This is a genomic window from Collinsella sp. An271 (assembly GCF_002159695.1).
Lineage (GTDB): Bacteria > Actinomycetota > Coriobacteriia > Coriobacteriales > Coriobacteriaceae > Collinsella > Collinsella ihumii.
The window spans coordinates 213167-240137 of the sequence record NZ_NFJE01000002.1; the positions used below are offsets into that span (position 1 = coordinate 213167).

General features: G+C 65.8%; 24 protein-coding genes. 11 read left to right on the plus strand and 13 right to left on the minus strand.

The window, feature by feature from the left end; all coding sequences use genetic code 11:
• Positions 1 to 71: 71 nt before the first annotated feature.
• Complete coding sequence (locus B5F74_RS12495) at positions 72 to 239, minus strand: hypothetical protein (RefSeq protein WP_204212395.1); 168 nt, start codon at positions 237 to 239, stop codon at positions 72 to 74.
• A gap of 127 nt (positions 240 to 366) precedes the next feature.
• On the opposite strand from B5F74_RS12495, the gene B5F74_RS02600 reads away from it, so the two are divergent.
• The 3 genes from B5F74_RS02600 (at position 367) to B5F74_RS02610 (ending at position 1888) form a co-directional block, all read left to right on the plus strand.
• Entirely contained in the window at positions 367 to 798 is a 432-nt protein-coding gene (locus B5F74_RS02600; protein ID WP_087199777.1) for an acylphosphatase, read from the plus strand.
• Positions 799 to 836: 38 nt separating this feature from the next.
• A complete protein-coding gene (gene rnhA / locus B5F74_RS02605; protein WP_066834373.1) occupies positions 837 to 1325 on the plus strand; it encodes a ribonuclease HI in 489 nt (162 codons plus the stop codon).
• Positions 1326 to 1486: 161 nt separating this feature from the next.
• The gene (locus B5F74_RS02610; protein WP_204212397.1) at positions 1487 to 1888 is read left to right on the plus strand and encodes a transcriptional repressor; all 402 of its coding nucleotides are present in this window, start codon (positions 1487 to 1489) and stop codon (positions 1886 to 1888) included.
• A 9-nt stretch (positions 1889 to 1897) separates the two neighbouring features.
• Here B5F74_RS02610 and B5F74_RS02615 read toward each other — a convergent pair whose 3' ends face one another.
• The 3 genes from B5F74_RS02615 to B5F74_RS02625 all read right to left on the minus strand — a co-directional run bounded on the left by B5F74_RS02615 (position 1898) and on the right by B5F74_RS02625 (position 6158).
• The gene (locus tag B5F74_RS02615; RefSeq protein WP_158095673.1) at positions 1898 to 2347 is read right to left on the minus strand and encodes a MarR family transcriptional regulator; all 450 of its coding nucleotides are present in this window, start codon (positions 2345 to 2347) and stop codon (positions 1898 to 1900) included.
• Positions 2348 to 2566: 219 nt separating this feature from the next.
• Positions 2567 to 4156, minus strand: coding sequence for a phosphoenolpyruvate carboxykinase (ATP) (gene pckA / locus B5F74_RS02620; protein WP_066834370.1), 1590 nt, complete (start codon positions 4154 to 4156; stop codon positions 2567 to 2569).
• A gap of 445 nt (positions 4157 to 4601) precedes the next feature.
• Positions 4602 to 6158 (minus strand): L-lactate permease, encoded by a 1557-nt coding sequence (locus tag B5F74_RS02625; RefSeq protein WP_087199786.1) that lies wholly within the window; start codon positions 6156 to 6158, stop codon positions 4602 to 4604.
• Positions 6159 to 6459: 301 nt separating this feature from the next.
• Here B5F74_RS02625 and B5F74_RS02630 point away from each other — a divergent pair, with 301 nt between their 5' ends.
• Positions 6460 to 7944, plus strand: coding sequence for an oligosaccharide flippase family protein (locus B5F74_RS02630; RefSeq protein ID WP_087199788.1), 1485 nt, complete (start codon positions 6460 to 6462; stop codon positions 7942 to 7944).
• A gap of 404 nt (positions 7945 to 8348) precedes the next feature.
• Here B5F74_RS02630 and B5F74_RS02635 read toward each other — a convergent pair whose 3' ends face one another.
• Positions 8349 to 9182, minus strand: coding sequence for a metallophosphoesterase (locus B5F74_RS02635; RefSeq protein ID WP_087199790.1), 834 nt, complete (start codon positions 9180 to 9182; stop codon positions 8349 to 8351).
• A 186-nt stretch (positions 9183 to 9368) separates the two neighbouring features.
• Between B5F74_RS02635 and serC the strand changes: the two genes are divergently transcribed.
• The 3 genes from serC to B5F74_RS02650 all read left to right on the plus strand — a co-directional run bounded on the left by serC (position 9369) and on the right by B5F74_RS02650 (position 12926).
• Positions 9369 to 10481, plus strand: a complete 1113-nt coding sequence (gene serC, locus B5F74_RS02640; protein ID WP_087199792.1) for a 3-phosphoserine/phosphohydroxythreonine transaminase — start codon at positions 9369 to 9371, stop codon at positions 10479 to 10481.
• A 69-nt stretch (positions 10482 to 10550) separates the two neighbouring features.
• Entirely contained in the window at positions 10551 to 11714 is a 1164-nt protein-coding gene (locus B5F74_RS02645; protein WP_087199794.1) for a phosphoglycerate dehydrogenase, read from the plus strand.
• A 27-nt stretch (positions 11715 to 11741) separates the two neighbouring features.
• Positions 11742 to 12926 carry a M20 family metallopeptidase gene (locus tag B5F74_RS02650; protein ID WP_087199796.1) on the plus strand — a complete coding sequence of 395 codons (1185 nt, stop codon included), beginning with the start codon at positions 11742 to 11744 and terminating at the stop codon, positions 12924 to 12926.
• Positions 12927 to 12982: 56 nt separating this feature from the next.
• Here B5F74_RS02650 and B5F74_RS02655 read toward each other — a convergent pair whose 3' ends face one another.
• Positions 12983 to 13906, minus strand: a complete 924-nt coding sequence (locus B5F74_RS02655; RefSeq protein ID WP_158095674.1) for an AEC family transporter — start codon at positions 13904 to 13906, stop codon at positions 12983 to 12985.
• Between the two features lie 171 nt (positions 13907 to 14077).
• On the opposite strand from B5F74_RS02655, the gene B5F74_RS02660 reads away from it, so the two are divergent.
• Positions 14078 to 15337, plus strand: coding sequence for a DUF1015 family protein (locus B5F74_RS02660; RefSeq protein ID WP_087199801.1), 1260 nt, complete (start codon positions 14078 to 14080; stop codon positions 15335 to 15337).
• A 123-nt stretch (positions 15338 to 15460) separates the two neighbouring features.
• Here B5F74_RS02660 and B5F74_RS02665 read toward each other — a convergent pair whose 3' ends face one another.
• The 6 genes from B5F74_RS02665 to B5F74_RS02690 form a co-directional block, all read right to left on the minus strand.
• A complete protein-coding gene (locus tag B5F74_RS02665; protein WP_087199803.1) occupies positions 15461 to 16042 on the minus strand; it encodes a histidine phosphatase family protein in 582 nt (193 codons plus the stop codon).
• Between the two features lie 39 nt (positions 16043 to 16081).
• Entirely contained in the window at positions 16082 to 16882 is an 801-nt protein-coding gene (gene proC, locus B5F74_RS02670; RefSeq protein ID WP_087199805.1) for a pyrroline-5-carboxylate reductase, read from the minus strand.
• Between the two features lie 51 nt (positions 16883 to 16933).
• Positions 16934 to 19510 carry a trans-4-hydroxy-L-proline dehydratase gene (gene hypD / locus B5F74_RS02675; RefSeq protein WP_204212399.1) on the minus strand — a complete coding sequence of 859 codons (2577 nt, stop codon included), beginning with the start codon at positions 19508 to 19510 and terminating at the stop codon, positions 16934 to 16936.
• A 1-nt stretch (position 19511) separates the two neighbouring features.
• Positions 19512 to 20435: a glycyl-radical enzyme activating protein gene (locus B5F74_RS02680; protein WP_087199807.1), complete on the minus strand. Its 924-nt coding sequence runs from the start codon at positions 20433 to 20435 to the stop codon at positions 19512 to 19514.
• 500 nt (positions 20436 to 20935) lie between these two features.
• Positions 20936 to 21790 (minus strand): helix-turn-helix transcriptional regulator, encoded by an 855-nt coding sequence (locus tag B5F74_RS02685; RefSeq protein WP_087199809.1) that lies wholly within the window; start codon positions 21788 to 21790, stop codon positions 20936 to 20938.
• 181 nt (positions 21791 to 21971) lie between these two features.
• Positions 21972 to 22640: a DUF1287 domain-containing protein gene (locus B5F74_RS02690; protein WP_239283325.1), complete on the minus strand. Its 669-nt coding sequence runs from the start codon at positions 22638 to 22640 to the stop codon at positions 21972 to 21974.
• A gap of 166 nt (positions 22641 to 22806) precedes the next feature.
• Here B5F74_RS02690 and B5F74_RS02695 point away from each other — a divergent pair, with 166 nt between their 5' ends.
• Entirely contained in the window at positions 22807 to 23568 is a 762-nt protein-coding gene (locus tag B5F74_RS02695) for a MerR family transcriptional regulator (protein ID WP_087199813.1), read from the plus strand.
• A 152-nt stretch (positions 23569 to 23720) separates the two neighbouring features.
• The gene (locus tag B5F74_RS02700) at positions 23721 to 24230 is read left to right on the plus strand and encodes a DUF188 domain-containing protein (protein WP_087199816.1); all 510 of its coding nucleotides are present in this window, start codon (positions 23721 to 23723) and stop codon (positions 24228 to 24230) included.
• Positions 24231 to 24689: 459 nt separating this feature from the next.
• Here B5F74_RS02700 and B5F74_RS02705 read toward each other — a convergent pair whose 3' ends face one another.
• The gene (locus tag B5F74_RS02705; RefSeq protein ID WP_087199818.1) at positions 24690 to 25694 is read right to left on the minus strand and encodes a putative manganese transporter; all 1005 of its coding nucleotides are present in this window, start codon (positions 25692 to 25694) and stop codon (positions 24690 to 24692) included.
• 171 nt (positions 25695 to 25865) lie between these two features.
• On the opposite strand from B5F74_RS02705, the gene B5F74_RS02710 reads away from it, so the two are divergent.
• Positions 25866 to 26831, plus strand: coding sequence for a DNA polymerase III subunit epsilon (locus B5F74_RS02710; protein WP_087199820.1), 966 nt, complete (start codon positions 25866 to 25868; stop codon positions 26829 to 26831).
• Positions 26832 to 26971 lie beyond the last annotated feature (140 nt).

Consider the following 26971-nt stretch of genomic DNA (forward strand, 5'->3'; position numbering starts at 1 on the left):
GGGATTGTTGCATATTGAAAAACGTTTGCCAAGGTAAACTTCGATAAGGGTCATCGGGGAGGCGGCCCCGATCAGTGACGGTCGCGATACCACCGGACGAACACGGCGATGGCGAGCGCCACGAACACGACGGGCAGCAGGCGCAGCGCGCCGACGAGCACCGTGCCCAGAAACGACAGCACCAGCGATATGATGGCGGCTATCACAAGCAGGATGCCTAGGTAGACCAATAGCTCCATGTACGTCTCCTCCATGTCGTCTTTCTCCCCCATTATCCCCTATTACCTTGTCCCCTGTGGCCAAAGACCTCCCTTGCCCCTCGAAACCGCTACACTGGATGAAACGTCCGGGAGATGGAGGCCGCACATGGGACTGTTGGATCGCATTCGCGCATGGGGCTCGGCAGACAATACGAAGACGCCCACGGTGCGAAGCCCCCTTGAGGTGCAGCTCATCGAAACCATGCAGGACCGCATCGGCGATCCGCTGCACGAGGAGCGCCCTATCCGACTCTACCTGCGCTTCACCGGAGAGGTGCAGGGCGTGGGATTCCGCTGGACCAACATGGGGCTCGCGCGCGAGCACGGCATGACGGGCTGGGTCATGAATCTGTCCGACGGCTCGGTCGAGATGGAGATCCAGGGGACTCCAAGACAGGTCATCGTCCATCTTGACGAGCTCCACGCGTACTACCGGCGGTTCGCCAACCGCATCTGGCTTGAGGAGAAGCGCGAGATTCCCGTGATCGCGGACGAGACGTCGTTCGAGGCGCGCTACGAGCCCGGCATCACTCTATAATGGTTCGGCTTGATGTCCGTTCAGAAAGGATCCAACGCTTGAACGTCACCATCTATACCGACGGCGCCGCACGCGGCAACCCCGGCCCCGGCGGATACGGAGCCGTGCTGCGCTACACCGCTCCTTCGGGCAAGGTGCACGTGCTCGAACTGTCGCGCGGATACGAGCGCACCACCAACAACCGCATGGAGCTCATGGCGGTCATCGCCGCGCTCGAGGTGCTCAACCGCCCCTGCACCGTCGAGCTGCACTCCGATTCGCAGTACGTAGTGAACGCGTTCAACAAGCATTGGATCGAGGGCTGGCAGAAGCGCGGCTGGAAAACCGCGGCGAAGAAGCCGGTGAAGAACCCCGACCTGTGGCGGCGCCTGCTCGCAGCGAAGCAGCAGCACCAGGTCACCTTCGTGTGGGTCAAGGGCCACGCCGGCCACACCTTCAACGAGCGCTGCGACCAGCTCGCCACGAGCGCCGCCGACAACGGGCCGCTCTATGTCGACGAGGGCTTCGTGGAGGGCGACGTCGATTAGCGGCACCTTTTGGGGGACGGGTCGAAACGAACCCGTCCCCGCAGGACCCATCCAAAAAAGCACCAAAGCAGGTGTCATTTTATGGAGACGGACGCCATACCTTGATTCGGGCTTTTTCTTTTGCTGAAATGCACATGAGGTCAGTTGAAAAGGAGGGCGCCATGACGGTGCAGCGCAGGAACACCAAGCAGCGCACGCTCGTGCTCGACGCGGTGCGCTCTCGCAACGACCACCCCACCGCCGAGGACATCTACCTCGACGTCCGTCGCCAGGACGACAAGATCAGCCGGGCCACGGTCTACCGCAATCTGCGCCTTCTGGAAGACACCCATGCGATCACCTGCGTCAAGGCGCCCGGTGGCGACCGCTTTGACCTGCGCCTCGACGCGCACGCGCACGTCGTGTGCACCGAATGCGGAGCCGTCATCGACGCCACGCTCCCCTATGACGAGTCGGCCGACGACGCCGTCGCAACCGGCACCGGCTACACCGTCACGGGGCACAGCACCATCTTCACCGGCATCTGCCCGAACTGCCAGCGCACGGGGAACCCTGAGCAGTAGCCTTCGCGATCAGTCGCGCGAGATCCCCTTAAGCCGTTCGAGGATGAGGTTCAGCGAGCGGTACATCTGGATGCGCTGGATGTCGCCAAGCTCCTCGCCCGCCTCCGCGACGACGCGGCGGATGATCTCGCCCACCGTATCGGTGACCTCGCGGCCGCGCTTGGTCAGGCGCACCGGAGCCCGGTAGCGCGACCCCGTCTTCTGCTCGCCCGCGACCTCGACGAAACCGTCTTCCTCCAGATGGGCAAGCGTGCGCGAGACCGCGGCGCGCGTGACGTCCGCCTCGCGCGCAAGCCCGGATCCGGTCAGCCCCTCCTCATGCTGCCCCAGGTAGTACAAGCACATGATGTCGGACCCTTTGAGGCCCAGCTTGGAGGCCTCGACCGTCTTGATGCGCTGGATCTCTTTGGAGATTAGCGTGATGAGGCCCACGAAATCCTCGAATCGCTCCGTCTCCACGGGGCCTCCTTCCATCCATAACTTGTTAACGCGTCAACATTCATTCTATCGATGTATTCCCGCAGTTCAAACGGGGTCAACCGGTCTTCACAGACGCGACAAAGGAGGGGACGGGCAGGCGGCGGCGATCCGGTCGCCCGCGCCCAAAAACGGCGAACCCGCCCGCCGCGATCGAGTGCGGCAGGCGGGTTCGCAAGAAGGCAAGAGCGGTGATGCGCCTTAGCGGTTCTTCTTGGCGAGGTCCTTGAGGTCGACGCCCGGATAGCGCGTGTTGAAGTTGTCCTTGAACTTCTGCGCCAGCGCCTCGGCCTCGCGGTCGTACGCCTCGGGATCCTCCCAGGTGTCGCGCGGGTTGAGCAGCTCGGTGGGAACGCCGGGGCAGGCGATGGGCACCTCGACGTCGAACAGGTCGTTGTGGCGATAGCCCGCGATGTCCAGCTCACCGGTCTGCGCGGCCTTAACGAGCGCGCGGGTGTGGAACAGCGCGATGCGGTGGCCGACGCCGTAGGGACCGCCGGTCCAACCGGTGTTCACGAGGTAGACGCGCGTGTTGTTCTGCGCGATCTTCTCGCCCAGCAGGTAGGCGTACACCATGTGGTCGAGCGGCATGAACGGCTCGCCGAACAGCGCGGAGAACGTGGGCTGCGGCTCCTTGACGCCCAGCTCCGTGCCGGCGACCTTGGCGGTGTAGCCGGTCAGGAAGTGGAACATGGCCTGCTCGCGGGAGAGCTTGGAGATCGGGGGCAGCACGCCGTAGGCGTCGGCGGTCAGGAACAGCACGACGCTCGGGATCTCACCGGTGCCGGACTCGACGACGCGCTCGATGTGCTCGAGCGGATAGGCGGCGCGGCCGTTCTCGGTGATAGAGCTGTCGGAGTAGATGGCGGCGCGGGTGCGACGGTCGAGCTTGACGTTCTCGGACACCGAGCCGAAGCGGATGGCGTCGAAGATGTCCGGTTCGCGCTCACGCGTGAGGTCGATGGTCTTGGCGTAGCAGCCGCCCTCGATGTTGAACACGCCGCGCGGGCTCCAGCCGTGCTCGTCGTCGCCGATGAGCAGGCGCTCGGGGTCGGCCGACAGCGTGGTCTTGCCGGTGCCGGACAGGCCGAACAGGATGCAGGTCCTGCCGGTGTTGGGGTCGACGTTCGCCGAGCAGTGCATGGGCAGCACGCCGTCCTCGATGGGCAGCAGGTAGTTCATCATCGTGAAGACGGCCTTCTTGATCTCACCGCAGTACCCGGTGCCGGCCACGACGATCTTCTTCTTGTTCATATCGAGGATGACGGCCGCGGGCTCGACGCCGTCGCGGTCGCGAGAGCACACGTAGGAAGGCGCGGCGAAGACCAGGATCTCGGGGCGACCGAAGACCTCGAGCTCATCCTTGGTGGGACGAACGAGCATGTTCTGGATGAACAGGGCCTGATGCGCGCGCTCGCACACGACCATGACCTTGCGGGCGTACTGGCGGTCGGCGCCGGCGTAGCCGCGGATGACGAACAGGTGGCGACGCTGGGACATGTAGCGAGTCACGTTCTTGCGGACGCGCTTGTAGGTCTTGTCGTCGATCGGCTTGTTCGTGGGGCTGTTCCAGTTGACGTTCTTCTCGGCGGCCCCGGCGTCGACGATGTAGCGGTTCTCGGGGGAGCGGCCGGTAAAGGCACCCGTGCTGACCGAGAGGGAGCCGGTCGAGGTGAGGTAGCCCTCGTGGTGAGAAATGGCGTGCTCGATGAGCTTGGCAGGGCTCCAGTCGACGTGCACGCGATCGATGTCGCAGTCGATGCCCGATTCCAACAGTATGGTCTCGATCATAAGCAGCAACCTTTCATACTCGGCGCGATGCTTGGCGCAAGGCGCCCTACTAAATAAACCCACGTTGGATGGGGCGTTGTCCCGAGAGGACAGCGCACTTGCTACATAATACCTGCACAAGTGACTCCCCGTATAGCGAGATATCGGTGAAAGAACAGCAACGGGGCACAAATGTACCGGATACCTATTCGAGGGTCGCACGAGGCTCCGAGAAATGGTATAAAGGTGCATTTCATTTCGCCGGGGCGCTCGATTGCCCGCCGGAAGCTCCCCGCCGCGACGGATCCGTGCACCTCCATCTGCAACAGTGACGGTATCACCCGGCCGGAATGCACGGAATCGGCGGCGATTCCGTGCATTCCGGCCGGGTGATACCGTCGGAGTTGCACCACGGGGCACGCGGTTCGGAATGAACTGGTCGGCAGCCCGAAGGCCAACCGCTCCCCTACAGCATCGTGCCCGCCATCGCGATCAGCGACATCGCGACCAAGAAGCCCAGCGCATACGGCAGGACCGAGCGCAGGAGCTCCGCGTCCTTCCCCACCACGCGCACCGAGGCGAGGCCGATGGCGAGGGTCTGCGGCGAGAGCATCTTGCCCGCCGCGACGCCGAGCTCGTTTAGGGCGACCATCCAGTACGGATCGGCCCCGAGCGCCGAGGCGGCCTGCGCCTGCACGGGACCGAACAGCATGCCGGAGCTCGTTCCCGAGCCGGTCACGAAGGCGCCCACCATGCCAATCCACGGCGCCACCAGAGGATAGAGGCCCCCGGTCATCTGGATGCAGAACGCGGAGATGGACGAGATCATGCCCGCGTAGCCCATCACCTTGGCACACCCGAGCACCGCGAGCATGGTGACGACCGTCGGCATCATCTGCCGAACCGTGGCGGCGAACACCCGCGCCATCTGGCCCGCCCCCGCGCCCTGGATGCGCCCGCCCGCCAGCGCGGCGACGATGATCCACACGCCGGGCGTGTTCACCCAGGAAAACGACAGCGAGCCGGGGTCCGCGCCGGTGTACACGACGACCGTCGAGCTGAATTGCGCGAGCCAAGCGTTGAGGGGCGCCACGAGCTTCGAGGTTCCCATGAGGAGCACGAAGATCAAGATGAAGGTGGACCAGGCGACGATCGCCTCGCGGATGCCGACCGCCTGTGACCGGTCGACCTTCATATGGAACCGCGCATCGAGCACGTCGGCCCGCTCGGCGCGCATGCCCAGCAGGGCCGTACAGGCCAACGAGCAGATGGAGCCGACCACGACCGAGAGCTCGGGCCCCACCAGCGCGGCTACGACCGCCGTGGGCACGATGAACGACACGCCCGAGACGAGGGCGATGATGCCGACGCCCCGCATGCGGACGGCAAACGAGGCGGTCTGGGTGTTGCCCGACCCCGCCACGAGCACGATCAGGAAGGGCGCCGCGATGAAGAACGGGGCGAGCTGGATCGCCTCGGTGAAGGCGAGCTGCGCGGGGTCAAGCCCCACGAGGCCCGCGAGCGAGACCGTCGGGATGCCGATGGACCCGTAGGGCGTGGGCACGCCGTTGGCCAGCAGGCAGACGAGCACCGCCGACAGGGGGCTGAACCCGAGGCCCACGAGCATGCCGGCGGGAATGGCGACCGCGGTGCCGAAGCCCGCCATGCCCTCCATGAAGCCGCCGAAGCACCAAGCGATCAGCAGGGCGAGAATGCGGCGGTCGCTCGAGATGGAGCAGATCATCCTGCCGATCACATCCATCGCACCCGTGCTCACGCACAAGTTGTAGGCGAAGACCGCGGCGATGATGACCAAGACGATCGGCCAGAGCGCCATGCAGAAGCCCTCGAGGCTCGCCGTCGCCACCTCGCGCAGGGGCAGATGCCACATGAGGAACGCGAGGGCGCAGGCGATGAGAAACGAGCCGATGGAGGCCTTCCACGCCGGAAGCCTGAAGACGAGCAGGACGACCACCAGCCACAGGATCGGGGCGAGCGCCAGGATGAATGCGAGCAGATCCATGGGACTCCTTCACGATGAAAAACCGGAATGGAAAATAATTTCGATATCAGCACCATCAGCATACCGCAACAGCCGTCATGAAAACACGCCGTGGCTATGAAACCGGCGCATGGTTATCTGCGCCGAACTGTCTATGTCACGGCAGCGCGTCTTCCAAGAAGGGCACGGCGACGCCGATCGATTCCGCGCCGCCCGGCGGCGCCGTACCAATATGGAACGAAGCGGCAGATATGGCCCCTTCCCTCACACGGGTGCCGACGGCAACGTATCATGTGGGGGACATCGATTCTTCTGGAGGCTCATGGCTCTCTCACTACTCGACCGCCTGCGCGCCCGACGCGCAGCTCGCGCGGCCGCCCGCGCCGTCGGCAAGCCGCAGTACCGCACCGTACCCGCAAGCTCCGTTCCGCCCGCGACGCCGGCGCGCACGCCGTCGCGCCCGCATCGCACCGGTCCTATCGCCCGTCTCGTCAACCGCTGGTGGAACCGCCTGCTGCAATCCGTCTACGAGGGCTCCCTCTCCGAGCAGGAGGCCCAGTACGAAGAGGGCAGCACCACGCGCGACTACCTGTGGAACACCGTCGGCACCTCGGTCTGGGGATTCACCTTCCCGCTGCTCACCGTCGTGGCGACCCAGCTCGCCGGCGTCGAGGGCGCCGGCATGTTCTCCATGGCGTTCGTCGTGGGCACCCTGCTGATGATCGCGTCGAACTACGGCATCCGCAACTACCAGGTCTCGGACATCGAGGAGGCGAACTCGTTTTCCTCCTACCAGATCAACCGCTGGCTGACGGGCATCGTCGCCCTTGCGGTCGGCGCGCTGTACTGCGCCCTGCGCGACTACGACGCCTCCATGACGACCATCTGCGCGGGCGTGTTCGTCTACAAGGTGCTCGACGGTGTCGCCGACGTCTACGAGGGCAGGCTCCAGCAGGCCGACAAGCTCTATCTCGCCGGCATCAGCCAGGCGCTGCGCTCCGTCGCGATCGTGGCGGCGTTCTCCGTGCTCCTGTTCGTGACGCGCAGCCTGGAGATCGCCTCAGTGGGCATGGCGATTGCCGCCGCCGCGACCTTCGTGCTCGTCACCGTCCCGCTCGCCCTGCTCGAGACCGAGAAGTCGCGTCCGGCGAGCATGAAGGAGGTGGCGCGCCTGTTCACGCAGGGCTTCCCGCTGTTTTGCGCCCTGTTCATGTTCAACCTCATCGAGAGCATGCCTAAGTTCGTGATGGAGGGGTCCATCGCCTACGAGAACCAGCTCTACTTCAACGCGCTGTACTTCCCGGCGCAGGGGATCCTGCTGGCGACGGGCTTTATCTACAAGCCGCAGCTCGTGCGCCTGGCGAGTATCTGGTCGAACCCGCGCAAGCGCCGTCGATTCGACCTCATCATCGGCGCCGTCGTGGGCGTGGTCGTCATCATCTCGATCGTGTGCGGGATCTTTTTGGGCTCGATCGGCATCCCGCTCATGAGCTTCATGTACGGCGTCGACTTCGAGCAGTTCCGCCCGCTCGCCTACTGCATGGTCGCCGCCGGCGGCGTCACGGCCGTCATCGATTTCCTGTATGCGATCATCACCGTGCTGAGGCGCCAGGGCGACGTGATCCGCCTGTACCTCATCGCGTTCGCGGCGTCGGTCGCGCTGCCACTCGCGCTCGTGAACCTGTTCGGCCTCGCGGGTGCCGTGGCGAGCTACCTCGCCGTGATGGCGCTGCTGCTCTGCCTGCTGGTCTGGCAATACGCCCAAATCCGCAAGGAGATCACGCGCCGAGCCGACCCCTTCGCCTAGGGAGGCCCCGGTTTTTTGGCGAATGCGGGCCCGTGGCCTTCCAGGGGCGCCCGTCGCGCGGCGACGGCGCGCAACGAGCGGATTCCGGGCCCCGTATGCGCGCGGTGGGCAAACCGCACCGCAAAACTCCAGGAATGAGGGGGTTACTATTTTTTGAAAATGAATTTGGTATCGATTCGGGAAGCACAGAGAGGAAAACGGCTATATCTGACAAGCCTGTGACCTGCGGCTTCTTTGTCCGGCAGATTCCAGCGGTCCCGCGAGGGGCACTCGATCCACCGGGAAGCGGTCCTTATTACCCAAGAATTGATACCAAATTCAAAACAGGGCATCCGCGCACCTTGGTAAAACCATTTATCAAGGTGCGATTCTGCACATGGGCGGATACAGCGACCCCTTCTGCGTCAGGCGCCCTCTTCGATGGTCCCGTAGAAGACGGCGTGGTCGTCGAGGCGCATGATTCCCACGCGCCCGTGGGGCGCGCCCGCGGCGGCCGAGCAGTCGATGTCGATGCGGTCGGCCACGCCGAACGTGTCCCAGCAGGCTCCGACCTCGACCATGTTCGCCCGATCGTCCTCGTTGAGCACCGGTCCGCCCATCATCTCGGCGTAGCGCGCCAGCAGCACCGTCGGCGTGTGCCCGGAGATGACGACGGGACCGCGCCCGTCGGGACCGACCAGGCCGGTCGGCTCCCCCCAGAAGGCCCCGCGCGTCCACAGCAGGTCCTCGGGATCCTGCTCGGCGAGCGCCGCGCGCCACACGTCCTCCGGCACGTCGCCGTATCCGGTGCCCGCGCTGAAGCCGGCCGTTGCCAGATAGCCGCGCAGGCCAAGCGCGTCGATGCCGGCATGCGCGAGCAGATACGTCCTTTCGCCCACGCTCACCACGTCGAACAGCGGCAGCTCCGAGATCCAGCGGATGATGTCCACGTACTCGTCGTGCGGGCAGGCATCGAGGCCGGCGGCCGTGGACGAGCCGCCGTTCATCTCCCAGGTCAGAAGATCGAGCTGGGTTCCCGATGAGATCGTGTTGAGCAGCATGTCCTCATGGTTGCCCATCAGGACCTGCGCGTTGGGGAGGCTCCGGACCAATCGCAGTACGCCCACCGGATCGGGTCCGCGGTCGACCATGTCTCCGAGCACGTAGAGCCTGTCGTCGGCGCCAAGGGAGATCTGCTCGAGCGCCGCATCGAATGCGCGCAGATGGCCGTGCGCATCGGAGGTAACATATGTCGCCATGGCCTGCCTCGCAATCCTTAAACTTCAAGTTGAACGTTATTGTACACGTTTCCCGCTACCACATCCGAGCCGGCACCAATCCCCCATGCGAGATTACGCACCGGTTAACGAAAACGCATAAAATACTTTGCTATGCTAGAGTTAGGCGCACTTTGCAATCGACTCAGGTCTGGAGGTCGCGTATATATGGCACGCGTGCACAACTTCTCCGCCGGCCCCGCCGCCCTTCCGCTCGAGGTGCTCGAGCAGACGGCGTCCGAGCTGATCGACTACCGCGGATGCGGCATGTCCGTGCTGGAGATGAGCCACCGTTCGGCCGCATACCAGCGCATCTACGATGAGACCGAGGCCTGCCTGAGACGCATCCTGAGCATTCCCGACACCTATCAGGTGCTCTTCCTGCAGGGCGGAGCGACGCTCGAGTTCGCCGCCATCCCGCTGAACCTCATGCGTCGCGGGCGGGCAGGCTACGTGGTATCGGGCAACTTCGCCAAGAAGGCATGGGAGGAGGCCCGCCGCTACGGCGAGGCGGTCGCGCTCGCCTCGAGCGAGGACACGAACTTCGATCGCATCCCCGATCTCTCCCCCGTCGCCGAGCGCGTCGCATGCGGCGACCTCGACTACATCCACATCTGCCAGAACAACACCATCTTCGGCACGATGTACCACGAAATCCCGAGCACCGGCGAGGTGCCGCTCGTGGCCGACGTGTCGAGCTGCTTCCTCTCGATGCCGCTCGACATCGAGCGCTACGGGGTCGTCTACGCGGGCGCACAGAAGAACGCGGGCCCCGCGGGCGTGACCGTCGTCATCGTGCGCCGGGACCTGATCGAGGACGGACCGGCGCTGCCCATCTGCCCAACCTATCTCGATTGGCGCACCCAGGCGGCGAAGGGCTCCATGCTCAACACGCCCAACACGTTCGGCATCTACCTGTGCGGCAAGGTCTTTGCCTGGATCGAGCGCACCGGCGGGCTCGCCGCCATGGAGCAGCGGAACCGCGCCAAGGCGGAGCTGCTCTACAACCTGCTCGACGGCAGCGACCTGTTCCACGGCACGGCCCAGCCCGCCTCGCGCTCGATCGCCAACGTGACGTTCAGGACCGCCTCACCTGAGCTCGACGCCGCCTTCATCGCCGGCGCGCGCGAGCGCGGCATCGAGGGCATCGCGGGGCACCGCCTCGTGGGAGGCATGCGCGCGAGCATCTACAACGCCGTCGACATGGCGTCGGTCGAGGCGCTCGCCGCGTACATGACCGAGTTCGAAGAGAGCCGGCGCACGCAGACGCGATCTTCGTAGCCCGCTGACACGCGGGCCCCTCTCGACCGTTACGGCAACACAACGAAGATCGACAAAGGAGATCGTTCCATGCGCTACATCAAGACCATCGATGACATCACCAAGGACGGCAACGTCGAGTTCGGCGAGGGCTACGAGTTCGTCGAGCGCACCGAGGACGCCGACGCCATCCTCATGCGCTCCACCGACCTGCACGGCTACGAGCTTCCCGACGGCATCCGCGCCATCGCGCGCTGCGGGGCGGGCGTCAACAACATCCCCGTCGAGGAGTACGCCAAGCGCGGCGTCGTGGTGTTCAACTCCCCCGGCGCCAACGCCAACGCCGTGAAGGAGATCGTCATCGCCATGATGATCCTGTCCAGCCGCGGCATCGTCCAGTCCATGGAATGGGTGAGGAACAATGCCGGCGACCCCGACATCCTCGTCAACGCCGAGAAGGCGAAGAAGGCGTTCGTGGGCCACGAGCTCAAGGGCAAGCGCATCGGCGTCATCGGCCTGGGTAACGTGGGCTCCAAGGTCGCCAACGCAGCCGTGAGCCTCGGCATGAACGTGTACGGCTACGACCCGTTTATCTCCGTCGAGCACGCGTGGGCGCTCTCCCAGGACGTGCAGCGCGTGGGCACGCTCGAGGACCTGTGCCGCGGGTGCGACTACCTCACCCTCCACGTGCCGTCCAAGGCCGACACCGTCGGCATGATCTCCACCGAGCAGCTCGACCTGCTCGCCCCGGGCGCGGTGCTCGTCAACTTCGCGCGCGAGACCATCGTGGACGAGGACGCCGTGGACACTGCCCTGCATCGCGGGCAGCTGTCCTGGTTCGCCACCGACTTCGCCACGCCGAAGACCGTGCTCATGCCCAACACGTTTATCACCACGCATTCCGGCGCGGGCACGGGCGAGGCCGAGGCCAACTGCGCCGACATGGCGATCTCCGAGCTCAAGGACTACCTGGAGAACGGCAACATCGCGCACTCCGTGAACTATCCGGCCTGCTCCATGGGCAAGGCGCGCGCCGCGAGCCGCATCGCCTGCCTGCACGCCAACGTGCCGAACATGATCGGCCAAATCACGCGAATCCTGGCGGACGACAACGCCAACGTCCAGCGCATGGTCAACGAGAGCGCGGGCGAGAACGCCTACACCATGTTCGACACCGACGAGCATCTCGACAGCAGCACGATCGAGGCGCTGAAGAGGATTCCCGCCGTCTACCGCGTGCGCGTCATCAAGTAGCACCAGCAACCGATACGAGGAGTCGACATGTATTCCGCTTGGGAGCTCGCACAGCAGCTCGTGGGGATCGACAGCTCCGACCCCGGGGCATATGAGGGCGAGATCGAGCAGGCCATCAAGCAGCTGGTCGAGCACCGGCTGGCGCAGATGCCCCCCGAGCTCGCGGCGTGCGTGGACATCGAGGAGCTCGAGGCGCTGCCCGGACGCTGCGACCTCATGGTCACCGTGCCCGGCACCACCGACGAGGAGCGGCTTGTCTACATCTGCCATATGGACACCGTGACCTTGGGCGAGGGGTGGAGCGACGACACGCCGCCGCTCGGCGCGGTCGTACGCGACGGGCGGCTGTACGGGCGCGGCGCCTGCGATATGAAAGGCGGGCTCGCATGCGCCCTGTCGGCGCTGTTCTCGCTGCTCGACGAGGTCGAGCGCAAGCAAGCGCTGCCCCGGCGCGGATTCTCGCTCATCTGCTCGGTGGACGAGGAGGACCTGATGCGCGGCGTCGAGGCCGCGATCGAGGCCGGCTGGGTCGGCTCTGGCGAGTGGGTGCTCGACACCGAGCCCACCGACGGGCAGATCCAGGTCGCGCACAAGGGGCGCACGTGGTTCGAGCTCACGATGGAGGGTATGACTGCCCACGCGAGCCAGCCCTGGCAGGGGGCGGACGCCATCGCGGCCATGGCGGAGGCCCTGTGCTCGATCCGCCGCGCGTTCGCCGACCTGCCCGCCCACGGCGAGCTGGGCCCCTCGACGGTCACGTTCGGCATGATTTCGGGCGGCTACCAGCCCTATGTCGTCCCCGACCGCTGCCAGGTCTCGATCGACATGCGCCTCGTACCGCCAACGGACACGGCGGCTGCGCGCCGCATCGTGGAGGAGGCGTGCGCCGCCGCCGAGGGCGCCGTGCCGGGCACCCACGGCACCTATGTCATCACCGGCGACCGGCCCGCCGTCGAGCGCGACCCCGACTCGCCGCTGCTCGCCGCCCTGCTTGCAAGCACCGAGGCCTGCGGCGCGCCCGCCGAGGTCGGCTTTTTCACGGGCTACACCGACACCGCCGTCATCGCGGGGCGCTGCGCCAACCGCAACTGCATGAGCTACGGACCGGGTTCGCTCGCCCGCGCGCACAAGCCGGACGAATTCGTGCCGCGCGCCGACATCGAGCGCGTTGAGCGCGTGCTCACCGAACTGACCCGCCGCGAGCTCTGGTGATAAGAAACGCGAAGGCGCCCCTTCCCGCCTGCGGGACGGGGCGCCTTCGCATCCGTCTACACAATGAGCGCCATGAGCGGGATCGTGAGGATCGAGGCGAACACCGATAGGAACATGCCTTGCATGACCGGCTTGGCGTCCATGCCGTACATGAGGCAGTACAGGATGCCGTTCGTCGCCACCGGCATGGCCTGACCGAGCACGATGACCGACAGGATCAGCGGCGTCGCGGCGAACCCGCGCAGGGTCGCGAACAGCAGCAGCGGCACGCCAACCAGCCTCAGCGCGGTCGCCACGTAGGCGCGCCAGTTGCTCAGCATCTCGCGCGCCGAATAGTTCGCCAGCGACGAGCCGCAGATCAGCAGCGCCGCGGGCGTCGTGAAGGCGCCCACGTTGGACAGGCCGTCGCCGACCACGCCGAAATCGTTGATGCCGACGAGGGCGAACGCCAGCACGATCAGGCTCGCCACGAGCATGGGCGAGACGAGCCGCTTCGCGCTCGCGCGCAGGGCCTTAGCAAGGCCGCCTTCCGGCAAGCCCGAGATCATGAGCACGCCGATGCTGCTCGACAGGATGTACCAGGGAATGTTCGCGATGGCGGCATAGAGCACAGCGTCCGGTCCAAGCACGGCGTTCAGCACGGGGAAACCGATGAAGCCCACGTTGCCGAACGCGATGACGAAACTGTATGCGCCGGATTCGGGCGCGCGTATCAGCCTCGGGGCGATCAGCGCCACGATGACGGCCATGACGTAGCCCGCGGCGGACAGGGCGAGCAGCTGCAGCAGCTCGGTCGCCGGCGGCAGCTCGCGACCGCACACCGAGACCAGGATCATGCACGGCAGCGTGATGTTGATCACCAGCTTGGACAGCGCGCTGTCGAAATCCCCGCCCAGAAAGCCGAGCTTATGCGCCACGTAGCCGATCAGGATGGGGATGGCAAGCGTGACCATCTGCAGCGCCGTCTCGATAAATCCCATAGGTGGAGCTCGCATTCCCTCGTGGTGTGCAACAGGTGTATAAGAATACACCCAACGTCTTTCCTTTGGTTACATCATGGGACGCCCCGCAGCGCACGAGGCGCGCGGCGCGTGCCCTGCGGTATGATGGCTGTGGTTCGACCGGCCGATCCACGATCAGAAAGGCATCCCATGCGCGTCCTCCCCTTCCCCTGCATCCGCCCCGTCCCCGAGCACGCCTCCGACGTCGCGGCCCTGCCCTACGACGTCTTCGACCGCGCGGAGGCGGCCGAATACGTGCGCACGAGGCCCCTGTCCTTCCTGAACATCGATCGTCCCGAGACGCAGTTCGCACCAGACCAGGACATGTACGCCCCGGAGGTCTACGCCCGCGCATCCGAGGTGCTCGAGCAGCGCATCGAGGACGGGACGTACCTCTCGGATTCGAACCGCGCCTACTACATCTACGAGCTGCGGATGGACGGACATGCGCAGACGGGCGTGGTAGCCATCTGCTCGATCGACGAATACGAGGACGGCACTATCAAGCGCCATGAGCTCACGCGCGAGGACAAGGAGCGCGACCGCATCGAGCACATGCGCGCGCTCGGGTGCCAGACGGGCCCGATCTTTCTCACCTACCGCGACCAGCCGGTGCTCGACATCATCATCAACGCGGCGAAGGAGTCCTCGCCGATCTATCGCTTCACCGACGACGAGGGCGTGGAGCAGATCGTGTGGGAGGTCGCGCGCACCGATGCCGTCGAGGCGATCCACGCCATGTTCGAGCATGTTCCGTGCGCCTACATCGCCGACGGGCACCACCGCACCGCATCGGCCGTGAAGGTCGCGCAGGCCATGCGCGACGAGGCGCGTGCCGCCGGCACGCTGACCGGCAAGGAGCCGTTCAACTTCTTCCTGTCCGTCCTGTTCCCGGCGAGCCAGCTGACGATCCTGCCGTACAACCGCGTGGTGGCAGATCGTGCGGGGCTGACCGTCGACGAGCTGCTCGCGCGCGTGCGCGAAGCGGGCTTCACCGTCGACGCCGCGCCTACGGCGGTGGTTCCCTCGTCCGCGGGAACGTTCGGAATGTTCACCGATGGGCGCTGGTGGCAGCTGGCCCTGGGCGAAAAGCTCGCCTCCCAGATCGCCGACGGAGACCCCGTCTCCGCGCTCGACGTCACCGTGCTTCAGGAGCGCGTGCTCGCCCCGGTGCTGGGCATCGGCGATGTGCGCAGCGACCCCCGCATCTCCTTTGTGGGCGGCATCCGGGGCGTGGACGAGCTCGAGCGCCGCGCGGGCGCCGAGGGCGTGGCGTTCTCGATGTACGCCACCTCCATCGACCAGCTGCTCGCCGTGGCGGATGCGGGCCTGCTCATGCCGCCCAAGTCGACCTGGTTCGAGCCCAAGCTCCGCAGCGGCCTGTTCATCCACCGCATCGCCCGCCCCTAATGGGTCATTTGGGGACGGGTTCGTTTCAACCCATCCCGACGTGAGCGCGACATGGCACCTCAGAATGCCAGCGCCCGCAGGATTCTCGCGAGTCCTGCGGGCGCTCTTTTCGTCCGGACGGCCTCAACCCTCCTTCTGCTCCTCGCTCGTCACGATGCGATCGAGCGAAAAGGCCGAACCATCGAAGGAAAACAGCATGATGGAGCAGTTGCCCGGCAGGTCGACCCTGCTGCTATCCTCATAGCCCAGCGCGTGCGCGAGGAACTCGCGACAAGACGAACCGGAGGACACGGCGAGCACGCACTCGTGACCGGGCCGCCGCATGATCTCGGACAGCGTCTCGACCATGCGCCTCCTGACCTCCATCTGGCCCTCCCCGCCGAAGCGCTTGAAGAAGTCGCCCCAGGGCTTGGGGAACATAATGTTGGAATGCTCCGCCTCGAAGGTGCCGAAATACCATTCGCGAAGACCGTCCTCGCAGCTATAGGGCATACCGGTGATGCATTCGAGCGTTCGCTGCGTCCGCGTGAGCGTCGAGGCGTATGCGTGATCGAACACGACGCCCTCGCGCTCGAGGTACGCCCCGGCGCGACGCGCCTGCTCCCAACCGAGATCCGTGAGGGGCGAGTCGCACCAGCCTTGAATCAGCCCCTTGACGTTGAACAGCGTCTCACCGTGCCGCACAAGATAGAGATGTCTGGTCATCAGGGTTCCCACCGCCTTACAATCCGACAATCCGCGGCTCTACATCGCACGGTTCTTCGCCGCCGCAGCGCGGGCGGCGTCGATCACCGCGGCGCGGAAGCCGCCGGACTCGAGCGCGGATACGGCCTCGATCGTCGTGCCCGCGGGCGAGGACACCATGTCCTTCAGCACCGCCGGATGCACCCCGGTCTCGAGCAGGTACTTCGCCGTGCCCAGCACCGCCTGCTCGGCGAAGGTGTAGGCCTGCGCGCGCGGCATGCCCTCGGCCACGGCTGCATCCGCCAGGGCCTCGATGAACACGCATACGTACGCAGGCGAGCTGCCGGACGCGGCGATCACGGCGTCGATGAGGTGCTCGGGCACCACCTCGGCGCGGCCGAAGCTTTCGAACAGCTCCTGCACGCGCGCGCACTCCTCGGCGCTCACCTGCGCGTTCGGCGTCAGCGAGCTCATGCCCGCAAGCACCATCGCCGGCAGGTTGGGCATCACGCGCACAATCTTGCGCTCGGAGCCCAACAGGCCCTCCAGGCGCGCGAGCGTCACGCCGGCGGCGATGGACACCACGAGCACATCGGGCGCCACGGCGTCGGCGAACCCACGCACCACGTCGTCAAGATACTGCGGCTTCACCGCGATGATGACCATGGCCGCGTCGCGCACCGCCTCGACGTTGTCGCAGGTGCCCGCGCACCCCAGCTCGCCAGCCAGCCGTGTGGACGCCGCCTCGCTCACGTCCGAAACCACGATGTCGCCCGCGTCGATGAGGCCCGCGCCCACGATGCCCTTCACGATCGCGCTGCCCATGTTGCCGCAGCCGATGAGGGCCAATTCCTTATGCATGATGCTTGTCCTTTCCCGTGATACGAATGGTTCAGCGTCTCCCCAAAGCAGCTAAAACGCCTGCTCCGTACGGTTGATGATCTCGTCTTGCAGCTCGCGGCCCAGGTTACACCACTTCTCGGAGAAGCCCGCCACGCGCACGATGAGGTCGCGGTAGTTCTCCGGATGCTCGCGCGCGTCGAGCAGCGTGGCACGATCGATGATGTTGAACTGGATGTGGTGCCCGCCCATGTCGAAGTAGGTGCGCACGAGGTCGGCCAGGTTCTCCAGACCGCGCTCGCCCTCGATGGCCGCCGGCGCGAACTTCTGGTTCAGCAGCGTGCCTCCCGTGGAGGCATGGTCCATCTTGGCGCACGACGCGATCACGGCGGTCGGTCCGTTCACGTCCGCCCCGCGCTCCGGCGAGATGCCGTCGGAGACCGGCTCGCCCGCCAAGCGTCCCGACGGGGACGCGCCCGTGACCTCGCCGAAATAGATATGGCAGGTGGTGGGCAGCATGTCGACGCGCCACTCGCCGCGGCGCATGTTGGGACGCCCGGTCACCGAGTCACGGAAGCACGCGAACACCGAGCGCATGATGTCGTCGGCGTAATCGTCGTCGTTGCCGTACTTGGGCGTGCGGCGGCTCACCATGCCGCGCAGCGCCGCGAAGCGCTCGCCCTCGAAGTTCGCGTCGAGCGCATCCATCATCTCGCCCATCGGCACCCGGTGCTCGTCGAACACGTTGAGGCGCAGCGACGCCAGCGCGTCGGTGATGGAGCCGATACCCACGCCCTGCAGGTAGGTGGTGTTGTAGCGCGCGCCGCCGGCGTTGTAGTCCTGGCCGCGCGCGATGCAGTCCTCGGTCATGATAGACATGAACGGCACCGGGTTCAGCCGTGCGCACAGCTGCGTGTTGATGTTGGAGCCGCGCACCTTGATGTCGATGAAGTGGCGCATCTGGGCGCAGTAGGCGTCGAACAGCTCGTCGTAGCTGGCAAAACCGCGCGGGTCGCCCGTCGTGAGGCCGATGAGCTTGCCCGTGCGCGGGTCCACGCCGTTATGCAGCGTGACCTCGAGGATCTTGGGCAGGTTGAAGTAGCCTGTCAGCGGATAGGCCTCGTAGCCCCAGCAGCCCGTCTCCACGCAGCCCGACGCCCCGCCGCGGCGCGCATCGGCCAGGCTCTTGCCGGCCGCCAGCAGCTCGTCGACGATCTCCTCGGTGCTGTAGAAGGCCGGCTGGCCCCATCCGGCGCGCGCCACCTCGCAGGCGCGCAGCAGGAAGCGGCGCGGCGTCTTGCGCGAGATCTGCACGTTGGAGTTCGGCTGGATGAACATCATCTCGTCCATGCAGTCCAAGATGAGGTAGGACACCTCGTTCACGCCGTCGGCGCCATCGGGCGTGATGCCGCCGGTGTTGATGTTGGCGAAATCGCTGTACGTGCCGCTCTCCTTGAGCGTCACGCCCACCTTGGGCGGCGCGGGCTGGTTGTTGAACTTCACCCACAGACATTCCAGCAGCTCGAGCGCGCGGTCGCGGTCGAGCGCACCGGATGCCACGTCGGCGCGATAGTGGCCGATGAGATGCTGGTCGAGGCGGCCGGGCGTGTAGGCGTCCCACGGGTTCGTCTCGCTCGTGATGGCCAGGTGGATGAACCAGTAGCGCTGGATCCACTGCCAGAACGTCTGCGGGCGCTCGGTCGCGACGACGCGGCAGTTCTCGGCGATCTGCGACAGCTCGGCGGCGCGCACGGGATCGGGCTCGTCGGCCGCCATGGCGCTCGCCAGCTCGGCGTAGCGGATGGCCAGCGTCTGCACGCCCTCGAGCGCGATGAGCATGCCCGAGAGCTCGTCGCGCTTGGCCACGGCGTGCTCGTCGGCCAGGTAGTCGAGGTCCGCCAGCGCGGCCTCGATGTCGGCGCGGATCTCGCCGAAGCCCGCGCGCACGCCGCGCTCGGAGCCCAGGCAGGTGTGCCCGCCGGCGCGCTGCTCGTAGAACTCGGTGAAGATGCCCGCCTCGTAGGCGTCGTGCCAGGCGGGCTCCTGCGCGCGCATGATGGCGTCGCGGCTCGCGCGGCCCATCCAGTACGGGATCACGATGTCGCGCTGTGCGGCCAGATCGTCCTCGGTGACGGTGAAGTTGACCTGCTCGCGGTCGTTCATGTTGTGCATATCCTCGAGCGTGTGGCAGCACAGCTCGGGGAAGGTGGGCGCCGCCTGCGGGCCGCGCCCCTTCTCGCCCACGATGAGCTCGCCCGGCTCGATGGAGATGCTCTTGTGCGCGAAGTAGTCCCGCAGCACCAGGCCGCGCAGCTCAGGGATGGAGACCGTGCCCTCGTAGCGCAGGTAGGTCGCCGTCTCGATGAGCGCCCGCTCCATGTCGAGGTAGGGCTGGGTGGTCTCGGACTGATGGCGCAGCCGCTTCACGCGCTCGTTCATGCCGCGGTCGTCCTTCCACGTGGCATGCGACGTGGTCCGCGTGGGCGCGGTATGCGAGCGCACCGCGGCGAGCGCGGCGCGGATCGCCTGGAAGCGCGGGTCGTCGAGCGTGGGAGATGCGTCGAGCGTGGGAGATGCGTCGGCCCGCTGGATGCCCGACGGCTTGCCCGCCTCCATGGCGACCTCCCCCGTATCGGTGTTCCCTGTCATATCAACCCCCGATTTCCACCTGCAAGAAGCCGCGCTCGCGCAGCAGGTCGCGCAGGTGCTCCATCGTCTGCGCCGAGGGCACCGCGAACGCGCCAGCCGGCGCGGCGCGACCCAGGCGCGCGTACTTTCCGTTACCCGTTGTATGATACGGCAGCAGGCTCACCGGGCACAGCCCCGCATGCGACTTGATGGCCTCCGCCGCAGCGATGATATCGTCGTCGCCGCTGTTCACGGGCTCGACGATAGGCATGCGCACGTTGATATGCGCGCCGTGTTCCGCGAGGTAGGCCAGATTCTCCAAGATGGCCCCGTTCGGCGCGCCCGTGAGCGCCCGATGGGTCATCTCGTCGGCAGCCTTGATGTCATAGAGCCAGAGGTTCACGAAGGGCAGCAGCCGCTCCAGATGCGCGCGGGGCGCCGCGCCGCACGTGTCCGCCGCCACGTGCACGCCCTCCTCGCGCAGCAGGCGGCAAAGCTCGACCAGGTAATCGATGTCCTGTGCCAGGCACTCCCCGCCCGACAGCGTGACGCCGCCGCCCGATTTCTCATAGAACATGCGGTCGCGCAGCAGGCAGCGGGCAAGCTCGGCGGGCGGGGGCGCGGGTTCGCCGGTGATCTCGCGCAACCCCTGCGGGCACGCGTCCGCGCAGGCCCCGCACGCCGTGCAGCGGGCACGATCGGTGCGGGCGACGCCGCGCTCCGGGTCGATCTCGATGGCGTGCTGCGGGCAGGCCCGCGCGCAGAGGCCGCAGCCGCGGCAGCGCTCCTCGTCCACCATGAGCTCGGGCGCGAACGCCTGCGACTCGGGATTGTGGCACCATGCGCACGTCAGCGGACAGCCCTTGAAGAACACCGTGGTGCGGATACCCGGCCCATCATGGGTCGAGAACCGTTGCATGTTGAAGATAAGCGGGGCCGTCCCCATACGAGCCTCCCGGTGCGCGCGATGCAAACATGCCACCATTGTAGTGGTACATTTTGGGACGGGGTCGCTTTTGGACACGGGTTCACGGGGGCGACATCGTGCCGTTTGTGCTCCAATGGCGCACGGGCGCACGCGAGCGCGCTTCTAGGCTCCCGGAGCGCTCGGGAAGGTCGCTGTATCCGCCCGCGTGCGAAATCGCACCTTGGTAAAAGGTTTAACCAGGGCCTGCGGACGCTTCGTTTTGAATTTGGTATCAAGTCTTGGGCAATAAGGGTCACGTAAGAGCGAATCGGATATCCCTTCCGAGGCCTCCGGAATCGATCGTGTGGAAAAAACGCAGGTCACAGGCTTGTCAAATATGGCCGCTTCCCTTTCGTGCTTCCCAATTTGATACCAAATTCATTTTCAGGAAACACTGACCCCCTCGTTCCTGCGGTAATGCAGTGCGGTTTCCCTACCGGACGCATACGGGACCTCGGGATCCGCCCGGCCCGTGCCCCCTACTCCCCGCTCGTGCGCACCCAGTTGCGGTCGAAGTCGCGCAGCAGCAGGAATATCATGGCGACTCCGAATGCGAGCGGGCGGGTGTCATCGTCCTCGAGCTCGATGCGAAAGACCGGACGGCCCGACGAGCGCAGCGCCGTCACCGTGGCGATACGTCCGCCCTGGCGCCAGATGCTGAACTCGTCGCCCAGCACCGCGCCCTCGACGCCCACGCCCTCGCCCTCGATGGTGTAGACGGTTCGAAACTCGCCCGGCTTCCATTCGCGCCTCACCTGCACGCGCTCGAACCCCGGCACGCGCAACTGATACACCGGATCGAAGGTCGCCCTGCCTCGATGGATGGTGCCCACGGCCTCTCCCGCACCGTTCTCGATGCGATAGTTGCTCATGCTGAACAGCGCGAACGTCCGCACCAGGCGAAACTCCGGCATGCCGGCGCGCACGGCCTCGATGCGCTCGTAGTTGCCGAACACCACGCTGCCCTGCGGCTCGGGCATGGTGAGCGTGATGGGCGCGTCGGCATCCTGTGCTCCGGCGTCCTCCACGGTGGAAACCCGTTCGGATTCGATCTCGCGGTCACCCGATTCGGACAATTCCGGCCCCACCACCAGCAGGCGATTCCGATCGCGCGCGATGGCCCGCGCCATCACGTTCGCATCGCCCTTCACCATCTCGTCGATCGTGACGCCGAACAGGGCGCTCATGAGGATGAAACTTTGGATATCCGGCGTCGTCGCGCCCGTCTCCCAGTTCGATACGGTGTTGCGCGAAACCCAGATGGCGTCGGCCAGATCCGCCTGCGACATCCCCAGCGCCTCGCGCCCGCGCCTGATCTGCTCGCTCACGTTCATGACGGCATCCTTCCACTTTGCCGCGGCCCGTGCGGCTACCTACCGTGTACCCCCACTGCAGCACAGGCGAAGCGAACGCGCTGCCCAAAGCCTTTGGCATAGCGGCAAACGGCCGGCAGACGCGGGCGAAAGACGACACGTGTCCGCCATCGGGAGACACGCGCGCATGGCGGGGATGCCGTCAACCGGCCATGCGGAAATGCCCCACGATGTCGCCGCGGCGGGACTCCAGGAGGTCCTCTTCGTAGCGCAGCTGAAATGCGCTTTGGTGGTGGATCACATAGGGTGTGCCGCGGCTGTTACGATAGTCGGAGACGATGCCCACGTGCCCCTCGAACATCACGATGTCCCCGGGCTGCCACGAGGAGAGATCCTCCGGATTGTTCGTGAGGCGTTGAGCATGGCGCTCGAAGTACACGAGCTGGTTGCCCGTCCTGCGGAAGTCGATGGCGGCATCGGGCGTCTCCACGTCATACGCCTCCGTGGCAGCCGCGATATCATCGGCGATGAGCCTCTGCAGGTCATAGCCCGCATCGCGCAACGCGAACGCCACGACATCCGTGCACACGCCGAAGCCGTCATCCGGATATCCGTTCGCGTAATATGCGCTTCGATAACGCGGCCGGGTCCGAACATACGCGAGCGCCGCCTCGAGAATGTCCTGGCCGTCCTCAATGCCGTCCCCGTCGCGATCAACATGCGGTCCGTCGTCGACGAAGAGTATGTCCATGTAATGCTCCGGGCGCTCGGCGGACGTCATGTTCACCGCACCCGTCGCGACGAGGACGGCAGCGACGAGCGTGAACAGCAGAAGAATCCCGCCCAGGGCTGCCGTAACGCGATGCCTCATCTGCCTTCTCATCGCAATCCCTCCCGTACCGAGCATGCTTCGAACGCGTCGATGCGCGATGTTCCCCTCCAGCTTATCAGCCCATCCTTTCGCGCTTGAAACGGGACGATTCGGTCTTGACCTTACCGTTACGTAAAGCGCTATCGTGGAGCTCGAAGGAGGGGCCATGAACGGATACCGCATCGGGGAGCTCGCGCGCATGGCGGGGATCACCACGCGCACACTGCGCTTTTACGAAGAGGTGGGGCTGCTTGCGCCCTCGGGCCGCAGCGAACGCGGCTATCGGCTGTACTGCAGCGCGGACGCCGATCGGCTGCAGGAAATCTTGCTGCTGCGCCGCTGCGGCGTGGCGGTGCGCGACATCGGCCCGCTGCTGAGCACTTCGTCCGCAGAGCGCACCGAGCTGCTCGCACGCCACCTTGATCGCCTGCGCGACGAGCAATGCCGCCTGACGCGCCTCATCGCCACCGTCGAGCGAACGCTCACAACTTTGGAAGGAGCTGGGTCCATGACCGATATCGAGAAGTTCGAAGGTTTCAAACGGGATCTCGTGGATAAGAACGAAAAGCGCTACGGAGCCGAGGTACGCGAGCGCTATGGAGACGACGCGGTCGACGAGAGCAACAGGAAGATGCTGAAGATGAGCAAGCAGGAATATGCGGATTTCCGCGCACTGGAGGAGCAGATCCGCTCCGAGCTGGAGAGGGCAGTCGACGCGGGAGACGATCCCGCGGGCGAGACGGGCGAACGGATCTGCAGCATGCACCGCACCTGGCTGGGCTACACCTGGCCCGCCTATTCCGCCGAAGCGCATCGCGGGCTGGCGGAGAGCTACGTGGCAGACGATCGGTTCCGCAGCTACTACGACCGCTCCGTCGAGGGCTGCGCCGCATGGCTGCGCGACGCAATCGTCGCGCACGCGCGGTAGGCGGCGCTTTTCGGGAGGGGCGCCGGTTGCTGTACCCTTCGCCTGCCCCACGGTTCGGTGCCCCCCTTGATGCGCATGTGCGATAATCGATGTCCTCAGCGAAAGCGATGCGCACCGCGACCGTGGCGCGCAGACACCGAGCAAGGAGACGCATGGCCCGCATCCGCACGCTCTATATTGATGCTGACGCCTGTCCCGTCCTGCGCGAGGCGCTCACCTGCGCACGACGCGCCCATATTCCCGTCATCATCGTCGGCAACACCACGCAGAACCTTGCGCGGCACATCAGGCGCGACGACCCGCGCGACGCCGAGCATGCCCGCGGGCGCACGGCTGATCGCCCCGGGTTTTGGGTCGACATCGTCGACGTGTCGATTGGTGCCGACAGCGCGGACTTCGCCATCATCGAGCGCCTGCAGCCTGACGACGTGGTCGTCACGCAGGATATCGGGCTGGCAAGCATGGTGCTCGGGCGCGGAGCGGCGGCCATCGGGGCGCGCGGACGCGTGTACTCGAGGGCGACGATCGACATGGACCTGTTCATCCGCCACGAAGAGAAGAAGGTGCGACGGGCCGGCGGGCGCACGCGGGGTCCGGCGGCGTTTACCGACGAGGATCGCGAGCGGTTCGTTCGCAACCTATCACAGCTCCTGGCTTCGTGAAGCGCTGATCGCACGGCTCACTGTCGATGCGCGGTCTCTATGGGGGCACCCTCCCGTGCATGAGGTGCCGCCGGACAGCTCCGGAAGACGACAGCGCCGATCCGCCATCGCACCGAACATGAGCTACGTCACCCTCGGTTGCACCACGTTGCGCAAAAGTGGCTAGATATTTCGAATTTGCTGTTCGTCGATTCTGATCCGGATGTCCGAGTCGGCCGGTTTGGCTATATTGGCTGGTTCTGACGGCGGGATGAGAGGCCCTTTCGTCCCGAATCGGGCCCCGTCAAGGGGAGATGAACCGGAAGCACAGGCTCCAGGCACATCGGCACGGGGTTTCTTACAGCAAAATAGAAATTTCTAGCCACTTTGCCATCAGCGGGTGATAACGGAGGACCCGTTCGCACGGCTGGGACGCTCCGAGGCGACCTCGCGCCTCCGCACGGATCCATCCGCCCTGCCCTACAGCCCCGCTGCCATCAGCACGAGGCCCCAGACCACCGCGATCACGTACAGCAGGGCCAAGATGATGACGTTCTCGCGCGCGTTGTGGTTCGTGCGGAACAGCACCAAAAAGCCCACGCCCGCCGATACGAGCGTGCCGGCCATGAGCGGTCCGAACCCGAGCACGCCCTCCAAGTACAGCTGCGTGATGACCACGCTTGCCGCGCAGTTCGGGACGAGACCGACAAGCGCCGAGGCGAACACCGCGAGCGCCTGGTTGCCGGCGACGAACGAGGCGAGCGCCCCCTCTCCCACCGTCTCGAGAATCGCGATGAGCGCGAACGTCACAACGAAGATGAAGACGGTCACCTGCACGGTGTGGGACACGGCGCTCAGCACGATCGAGCGCAGGGCGCCGTGACCATGGTCGTGCCCATGCCCCTCATGCGCATGGTCGTGATGGTCGGCGTCGTCGTCGCACCCGCAGTGGTCGTGCTCGCACAGACGATGGATGTGCGAGGCGCCCTCGCCTGCTTCGGCCATCTCGTCGAGCAGGTCGCGCCCCGCCTCGGCGCCGCGCGCGGCACGGCGCAGCGCGGCGTGGGCGCGTGCGTTCCTGCGCAGCACGCGCAGGCCGAGATCGATGCCCAGGCCGGTGATCGCGGCGACCGCCGCCTTGGCGAGCAGCACGAAGGCAAGCGAGTCGGCGTCGGTCCGCTCCGCCAGAAGCATCGGCAGCATCTCGTCGGACGTCGACAAGAAGACCGCGACGAGCGTGCCGAGCGTGATGACGCGTCCCGCGTACAGCGTCGCACCCATAGCGGAGAACCCGCACTGTGGCACGATGCCGAGCAGCGCTCCCACCACCGGGCCCGCCGCGCCCGCACGACGCACGGCCGCGTTGACGCGCTCGCCCGCCGCGTGCTCAAGCGCCTCGAGCGCCAGATAGGTTACCAGCAGGAACGGCACGAGCGGCAAGGTGTCCTCGACCGCATGCTCAAGCAGATGAAGAAGAAGTTCCATGGAGCGCAGCTCCCTTTCGTATAATCGTCTTCCGGCAGATAAGGTTAGTACCCATTTGTACGCCGTGTGTGAAACGACCGAGGATGTTCCGGCATCAACACAAGTTCCGGTATTGTATCCACGTTAGTTGCACATGGCAAACTATTCACAAGAACACGAGAGGTGAGCAGCGTGAACGTCAATCAGGCACTCGAGTACTCGATGCAGCCCTTTATCCCCATGTTCATCTACGGCGACTACGACGCCATGGAGTCGGAGCGCCAGCGCGGCGAGGAGGCCATGAAGGCCCTCATCGACGAGTGGCGCGTGAACGACGAGCCCGGGTTCTCGTTCGACGTGATCCTGGAGCTCGCCGACCGCAACCGCGAGCTGTGCGACCAGATCGGAGAGGCGCGCCTGCGCAACCTGTCCTCCCCGCTGCTCGCGCGCTCGCTTTCCGATGCCGACACCTGCGCGGGCATCGGCAAGCTGCAGGGCCGCGGCGCCGGCGTCGTGGCGCGCGCCGTCCGCGGCGACCGCGACGCCTACGCGGTCGAATGGGTCCGCAAGCCCATCAAGGGCTGCGTGCTCGGCATCGATATCGAGACCACCGGCCGCGCGCCAGAGCGCGGCTACATCATCAACGTGGGCTGGGAGATCATGGAGCTCACGAGCGACGCGGTGCCCCACGATGCCGAGGCCCACTACTGCGGTCTGCCCGAGATGTACCGCGAAGCGGGCATCCCCTTGGCCGACATCCACCACATCACGTGGTCTGACGTCGAGGGCAAGACGCCGTTCCGCGAGGACAAGGAGCTGCACAAGGCGCTCATCAAGCTCATGAAGAAGTATCCGTTCATGGCACACAACGCGGCGTTCGAGGATTCGTGGTTCATGATGCATCTGCCCGGTTACGCCGAGCTGCGCCGCGCGGGCAAGATTCTGCCCATCGATACGCGCCAGATCTGCCGCTCCATCGACGAGGAGGTTCGCACCCTACCGCGCGAGAGCGCGCCCGCGAGCCTGGAGAACTGGGCACGTCGCCGCGGCACGCTTGCCGCCGACGCCGCCGAGCAGCACCTCGGCCTCGACGACACGGACCTCATGCTGCGCACCGTGCAGGCAGAGTTCAATCGCAAGTCCATGTTCAAGGCGTAAGCGAGACGTTTCATATCCGTTTGCAACGCGGGCCCTTGCCGGATGGCATTCCGGCAAGGGCCCGCGTTTTTGTGCGCGATGGGTTGAAACGAACCCGTCCCCAGCCAACCCATCATCTGGAAAAAACCCTTGACATATGA